This is a genomic window from Rhodococcus sp. PSi06 (assembly GCF_054960675.1).
On record NZ_JBHNYO010000025.1, the window covers coordinates 24,777 to 31,133 of the forward strand.

Consider the following 6,357-nt stretch of genomic DNA (forward strand, 5'->3'; position numbering starts at 1 on the left):
CGAAGTGAACAACACGAGAATTGTTCGCGCCGTCGTCATCGTGACGATCGTGTACGCGATCGTGCTGGCGATCTGGATCGGCTGGTTGAACCCTCGAACGCCATCCGGAACGCTTCCGTATCAGCTCGCAGCCCTGGTCGCCGGATTCGGCGCGGCACTCGGGCTGGCGATGATGATCGCCGGACGTCCGACGCGTGAGCAGCGGGAACTGATCGAGCACGGCGTGGAAGGCTGGGCGACGGTGGAAGCCATCCGCCGGATCGACGACGACACTGCCGAGCTGGACCTGGAATTCACCGTGCCGGGCTCGAACAGCTACTTCGGCAAGATCGTCTACGACATCCCCGACGCCGACACCGCCCGATTCGAGCCGGGGACCGTCATCGCGGTTCGCGTAGACCCGTCCCATCGTGAACGCGTCCTTCTACTTCCCCGACCGCAGCGCCTCGACGAGTAGCACCTGCGCTGCGACGTACGTCGAGAGGATGATCGCCTCGGCTGTCCGCCGCCGGCGTTCGTCGGTGAGAAACAGTCGGCGGAACACGATCAGCGCATCGGACGCGGTGAACAGGGTGCCGCCGACAATCAGCCGACGATCGCCGCCGCGGGCCGGGGACACGGCGGACAGTGTGGACGTCGTCGCCAACACAGCTCCGTAGGCCGTCAAGGTCGACGCCACCGCGGGCTGACGCCGGGCCAGCAGAACCGCCGCGGCCGCCCACCCGGCGTACCGCGGAATCGCGTCGATCGGCGTCGGCCGGACACCCCGGCGAAGAAGCAGGCAGGTGTAGCTTCCCTGCATCAGCGCGAATGCGCGCGCACCCCATTCCAGAGCGGCATCGTCGTCCGGATCGATCAACAGAACATCACCTGCCGTCGCCGCGGCGAGCCCGGTCAACAGCATTCGGTCGCGAGCCGGATCGAGCCCGGTCGCCAATGCAGGAACGATCAGCGGCTTGGCGATACGCTGCAACTTCGTCGAGCCGGTCCAGGCTCCGACCACCGTCACCGCCCCGGCAACCAGCGCAGCAGCTCGGGCGACGCGCATCCGGTCGACGATCATCGAACTCCCTCTCTCGAACCCATCACAACCGACATCACATGTGACGCTGACCCCTCCTGCTTGATACTCGCAGGTCAGGTCGTCATCGTGGAACGGTCGGTCGGAATCGTTTCGAGGTAGTGGGGATCATCATGCGTCGCAAACTGACCGGGCAGGACCGCTCGGCACACACCGACTTCTCGTCGTACCCGAACCCACTGCTCCGCGACTGCGATGTCGTTCAATCCCGCATCAAACACTGGGTCACTGCGCTACTGATCGTCATGATTCCGGTGTCGCTGTGGATCGGGTCGAGCGCACATGCAGGTCAGCAACAGCGCATGAACAACGAGGTCAGCTCGATTCATCAGGTCACCGCCACCACCACGGCCCTCGCGGAGTCGGCCCCCGTCGCATCGACCGAGTACGGCTCGTACGGGTCCGCAGCCGCAATTGCCGTCGACTCGCGCTGGGTCTTCCGGGGAGTCGAGCACACTGGGCGAGTCAGCGTCGACACCGGTTCTCCGGTAGGAACCAGCACCCCGATCTGGGTCGACAACAGCGGCAACCTGAGTGTGCGGCCCCTGACGTCGTCCGACGTCGTTGCAGCGTTCATTTTCAACACGCTGGGCAGCTGGTTGCTGGCCGCGGTGATTCTCATCGGCTTCTACCACCTGATGCGCTTGCGCTACGACGGTCGACGTTATGCGGAGTGGGATCGCGACATCGCCGATCTCCTCAGCCGGCACTGACGGCCCCCAGCCCCTCGGATTCCCGGTGGCTGCGCCCGTATTGCGATAGATAGTTAGTGTATGCAACAATAAATCCGTGAGTCACTCCGACGAAGACATCCGGGACCTGCTTTCGCAGTTGGTCACCAGTTCGTCGCGCTTCGTCCGATTGGCCGCCCGGTTCGGCAGTGACGAATGGCCGCGAGCATGGATGCGAGCCCTGTCGTTGCTCGAGGAGTATCAACCGCTACGCATCAGTACCTTCGCCGAACTGGACCGGTGTTCCCAGCCATCGGCGACAGCGCTGCTCGCCAAGTTGAGCAACGCAGACCTCGTCACTCGCCGCTCCGATCCCGACGACTCGCGCGCGGTACTCATCGAGATGACCCAGGCCGGCCACCGCTGGCTCGCCGATGGTCGACGCCACCTCGTCGACGGGCTGATCCCGTACCTGTCCGACCGCGACCCAGAACAGATCCAAAAATTGACCGACGGTTTGAGCGAGCTTCGCAGCATCCTCGAGCCCGTCGATCACGGAATGAGAGGAACTCTTTCGTGACTGCCAGCACCTCCTCCGACAGCCTCCTGAAACAACCGCGCGCGGTATGGGCTGTCGCGTTCGCGAGCGTCATCGCCTTCATGGGCATCGGCCTCGTGGACCCCATACTCAAGCCCATCGGTGAGCAACTCGACGCCTCGCCGTCCCAGGTATCGCTGCTGTTCACCAGCTACATGCTCGTCACCGGCGTCGCCATGCTGATCACCGGCGTGGTGTCGAGCCGCTTCGGGCCCAAGCGCACATTGCTGATGGGCCTGGCCGTCATCGTCGTCTTCGCCGCTCTGGCCGGCACGTCCGGATCGGTCGGCGAAATCATCGGTTTCCGCGCAGGCTGGGGACTGGGCAACGCACTGTTCATCGCGACCGCACTGTCGACCATCGTCGGCGCAGCGTCCGGCGGAGTTGCTCGCGCGATCATCCTCTACGAGGCCGCGCTGGGCATCGGAATCGCGACCGGCCCGCTGGTCGGCGGCCTGCTCGGCGGATTCAGCTGGCGCGGACCGTTCTTCGGCGTCGCCGTACTGATGGCCGTCGCGTTCATCCTGCTCATCGTCATGCTCCCGGACACCCCGAAGCCGGCGCGCACCACATCGATTCTGGATCCGTTTCGGGCGCTTCGGCACCGCGGATTGCTGACCGTCGGGATCACCGCGCTGCTCTACAACTACGGCTTCTTCACCCTGCTGGCGTACACGCCGTTTCCGCTCGACATGGGTACCTACTCGATCGGGTTCATCTTCTTCGGCTGGGGCCTGTGCCTGGCCGTGGCGTCGGTGTTCGTCGCACCGAAGCTGCAGCGCGCCTTCGGAACGCTGAACATGATGATGCTCGCGCTACTGCTGTTCGCCGTCGATCTGGGCGTCATGGCGATGTTCACCGAGAACAAGACGGTCCTGATCGTGGGAACCGTCGTGGCCGGATTGTTCCTCGGCGTCAACAACACCCTGATCACCGAGACGGTCATGATCTCGGCACCGGTCGAGCGGTCGACGGCGTCGGCGGCCTACAGCTTCGTGCGCTTCACCGGCGGTGCCGCTGCCCCGTACCTGGCCGGCAAGCTGGGCGAATCGAACATGCACGCTCCGTTCTGGGTGGGTGCCGCGTGCACGGCACTGGCGATCGTCGTCCTTGCCACCGGACGAAAGGTGCTCGCTCACGTGGACGATCACGAACCGGCACCGCACAGCATCGACGAAGCCCGCGCGGTGACGGTCGGCGACTGAATCCGATCGATTGCAACTGCTCTTCACGACGGCCGAGATCACTGATCTCGGCCGTCGCGTCGTATCTGCAGCCCCTTTTGCCACATGAGTCTCATCCGTAACACTTTCATAACCAAACTACTGGTAAAGCTCTTTTTCGTATGTAGGACCGGCCGGTTGGTTTACGGTTCCCCCATCACGGTTGTTCGTGTGACTCACCAACAACACTCGTTCCGCGTGGGAGGACGGGTGCGCGCAGCACGTTGCTGCCACTGACCGAAGGGCCACAATCTTCATGTCGCAGAAGTCGATCGCCAGGTCCAAGAAGGCGCGCCTCGCCGCTGCCGGGGCCGCCATGGCACTGTCCCTCTCCATCGTTGCGCCGGGTATCGCCAGTGCTCAGGATGAGCCCGGTACATCCACCGACAGTTCGGAAGTAGAGCAGCAGCCGCCCGCCGAAGAAGGCGGCACCGACTCCGGAACGCCCACCGGCGAGGAGGGCGCACCTGCCGAACAATCCGGTGCGGGCACCACCGATGGCACTGCCGAATTACAGCAGCCCGCCGCCGTAGTTCCCGCACCCGGCCAGGGAGACGCCGCCCGCGTCGCCGAGCCGGTGCCGGTCGCCCCGTCGACCGACCGACCCCTGCCACAGATCGTCCCCGGCATAGTCATGAACGAGGACGGCACCGCGACCGTCAGCCTCGACATCATCCCCCAGCTGTCGGACGCCGAAAAGAAAGCAATTGCCGACGCCGAAGCGGCCAGTAAAGCAGCAGTCGCCGACTCCACCGCCGCACAGGCGCGGCTCGAAGCCGCAAAGACCGCCGAGGCCACCGCAAGCACGGATGCCACCAAGGCCGAAGTCGCGGCGGCCGATGCCGACGACAAGGCCAAGGCAGCCGTCGTGGCAGCCAAGAACGCCAAGCTCGAAAGCGAGCTGGCCAGCGCGAACGTCGCCGCAGCGAAGAAAACCGCAGCCGAACTGAAGACTACGGCCGATGAGGCCAAGTCCGCAGCCGACAGCGCAGCAACCGCAGCCTCGGACGCAGAAAAGATCGCTAAGGACCTCGAAGCCGCAGCTGTTTCGGGCGACCCGGAAGCCGACGCCAAGGCTGCAGCAGCTCGCGAAGAAGCCGATGCGAAAGCAGAGCTCGCGGTAACCGCCAAGGCCAACGCCGACGCGTCGAACAAGGCTGTCGAAGATTCCGTGAAGGCGTTGCAGGACTCCTTCAAGAACTTCAACCTCACCAAGGTGCTCGCCGCTACCCGGGCTGCAGCAGCCACGGCAGCAAAGTCGTTGGCACTGAACATCGAAGCTCAGTCTGCAGCGGCAGTTGCAGCGGCGGCCGAGCAGAATGCCAAAGATCTTCAAGCCATTGCAGACGCAGCCACGGCAGAAGATACCGAGTCCGAGAAGGCAGCGGCAGCGGCTCGCACCGCGGCCGATGACGCAAAGGCCGATGCCGAGGCCAAGGCGACCGCATACGCCGACGCGCAGACCGCGTTGGCTGCCGGCGACGGTGACGTCGTTGCGCTGCAGAAGAAGGCCGACGACGCGGCAAAGGCTCTGGAGACTGCCGACGCGCTGGTGACCACCACCGCCGAGGACCTGCAGACCAAGAACAACGCCGTGACAACAGCTAAGAACAAGGTTGCCGAAGCCCAGGGTGCACTGAAGACTGCGCAAACCGATGCGGCAACTGCCAAGACGAAGGCAGACACCGCAGCAAAGGCCGAGGCCGATCTCAAGGCCGACGCCGCCGAATTGGCTGCCAGTGGACCGAAGTTCAAGTGGACCATCAACCTCGGTAACACCGTGAAGGAAGATGTTCCGGTTACCCAGGTCGATGACACCACCGTCGTCGTCGACAAGACCGGAGTCTCGCTCGTCGGCGTCAAGAACGAAGACGGATCGTTCACCGTCGCGGACTACTTCACCACCGACGCCAACGGTGTCGTCAGCGTCGCCGGCGATCTCCCGCCGGTCGACCTGGCACTCGGCGATTCCTCGGACGAGGCGTCGGGCGCATCGGACAGCTCGTCGAACACCCCGGTGATCCTGGCCGGAGTCGGAGTGGTCGTCGTGGCTGCCGCGGGTGGCGCGTTCTACCTGCGTCGTCGCAGCTCCACCGATGCCACCTCGTAACAACCGCTGGCTGTGGACGGCGATCCTGGCCTTCGTTCTACTCGTATCAGGTTGTGCGAGTGAGGAAGCCGGGATCGCCGCACCCGATCGATCGCCGGTGCAGTCGCAGATTTCGGCGGCTGCACCGGCGATCGACGTCGCACCCGCTCAGCCTGAGTACATCGAACTCCGGTCCTCGGATGGCACTACCTATCTGAGTAGTCCCATCCATCCCGATCCGCTCTACCGCGGAGGGGCCAGCGGTCAAGTACTGAACCCGGTGGACGAACTACCGGCGTGGTGGGCCGAGAGCGGGATGCCGGGAACCTCGACGGAACAGACGGTAGTCGTTGCTGGACACAACTATTCGAAGCGCGACGCCCCATTCAAGGCGTTACGCGTGGTGACCCCCGGCGACACCGTCGTGTTGCGTACTGCCAGCGGAACTCTGGAATATGCCGTCGAAACGGTGGGCCCACTTCCGAAGGGATCACTGCTCGCCGACAACGAACTCCGCAAGTCGGTACCGGGTCGACTGATCCTGGCCAACTGTGACGTTCAGGGCGGCGAACCCACCGACGACAACTTCGTCGTCGTCGCGCAGCTCGTTCGCTGAACCCAGCCACCGGACTACTAGGCCTTGTATTCATGCGCATCATAACTATGATTGAGGAATGAACACTCCGCGATCACTG

At 64.2% G+C, this 6,357-nt stretch carries 7 protein-coding genes; 6 read left to right on the forward strand and 1 reads right to left on the reverse strand.

Annotation, left to right across the window (positions count from 1 at the left end; all coding sequences use genetic code 11):
- Positions 1-4 precede the first annotated feature (4 nt).
- Positions 5-457, forward strand: a complete 453-nt coding sequence (locus ACFI9K_RS24705; RefSeq protein ID WP_462665948.1) for a hypothetical protein — start codon at positions 5-7, stop codon at positions 455-457.
- On the opposite strand, the gene ACFI9K_RS24710 is transcribed toward ACFI9K_RS24705, so the two are convergent.
- Entirely contained in the window at positions 425-1,063 is a 639-nt protein-coding gene (locus ACFI9K_RS24710; RefSeq protein ID WP_462665949.1) for a lysoplasmalogenase family protein, read from the reverse strand. The two genes, ACFI9K_RS24705 and ACFI9K_RS24710, sit on opposite strands and share 33 nt — an antisense overlap.
- Before the next feature lie 131 nt (positions 1,064-1,194).
- Here ACFI9K_RS24710 and ACFI9K_RS24715 point away from each other — a divergent pair, with 131 nt between their 5' ends.
- The 5 genes from ACFI9K_RS24715 (at position 1,195) to ACFI9K_RS24735 (ending at position 6,278) form a co-directional block, all read left to right on the forward strand.
- On the forward strand, positions 1,195-1,794 hold the full coding sequence (locus tag ACFI9K_RS24715; protein WP_462665950.1) for an Rv1733c family protein: 600 nt from the start codon (positions 1,195-1,197) through the stop codon (positions 1,792-1,794).
- 76 nt (positions 1,795-1,870) lie between these two features.
- On the forward strand, positions 1,871-2,332 hold the full coding sequence (locus ACFI9K_RS24720) for a MarR family winged helix-turn-helix transcriptional regulator (protein ID WP_462665951.1): 462 nt from the start codon (positions 1,871-1,873) through the stop codon (positions 2,330-2,332).
- Positions 2,329-3,555 (forward strand): MFS transporter, encoded by a 1,227-nt coding sequence (locus tag ACFI9K_RS24725; RefSeq protein ID WP_462665952.1) that lies wholly within the window; start codon positions 2,329-2,331, stop codon positions 3,553-3,555. Before ACFI9K_RS24720 ends, ACFI9K_RS24725 begins: the two co-directional genes overlap by 4 nt.
- A 274-nt stretch (positions 3,556-3,829) precedes the next feature.
- Positions 3,830-5,683, forward strand: coding sequence for a hypothetical protein (locus ACFI9K_RS24730; protein WP_462665953.1), 1,854 nt, complete (start codon positions 3,830-3,832; stop codon positions 5,681-5,683).
- Complete coding sequence (locus ACFI9K_RS24735; protein ID WP_462665954.1) at positions 5,670-6,278, forward strand: class F sortase; 609 nt, start codon at positions 5,670-5,672, stop codon at positions 6,276-6,278. The genes ACFI9K_RS24730 and ACFI9K_RS24735 overlap by 14 nt, the downstream gene beginning before the upstream one ends.
- Positions 6,279-6,357 lie beyond the last annotated feature (79 nt).

Excerpts from the sequence above, each read along its gene's own strand:
- ACFI9K_RS24710 (WP_462665949.1), bottom strand. The coding sequence starts at position 1,063 with ATGATCGTCGACCGGATGCGCGTCGCCCGAGCTGCTGCGCTGGTTGCC.
- ACFI9K_RS24715 (WP_462665950.1), top strand. The coding sequence starts at position 1,195 with ATGCGTCGCAAACTGACCGGGCAGGACCGCTCGGCACACACCGACTTC.
- ACFI9K_RS24730 (WP_462665953.1), top strand. The coding sequence starts at position 3,830 with ATGTCGCAGAAGTCGATCGCCAGGTCCAAGAAGGCGCGCCTCGCCGCT.
- ACFI9K_RS24735 (WP_462665954.1), top strand. The coding sequence starts at position 5,670 with ATGCCACCTCGTAACAACCGCTGGCTGTGGACGGCGATCCTGGCCTTC.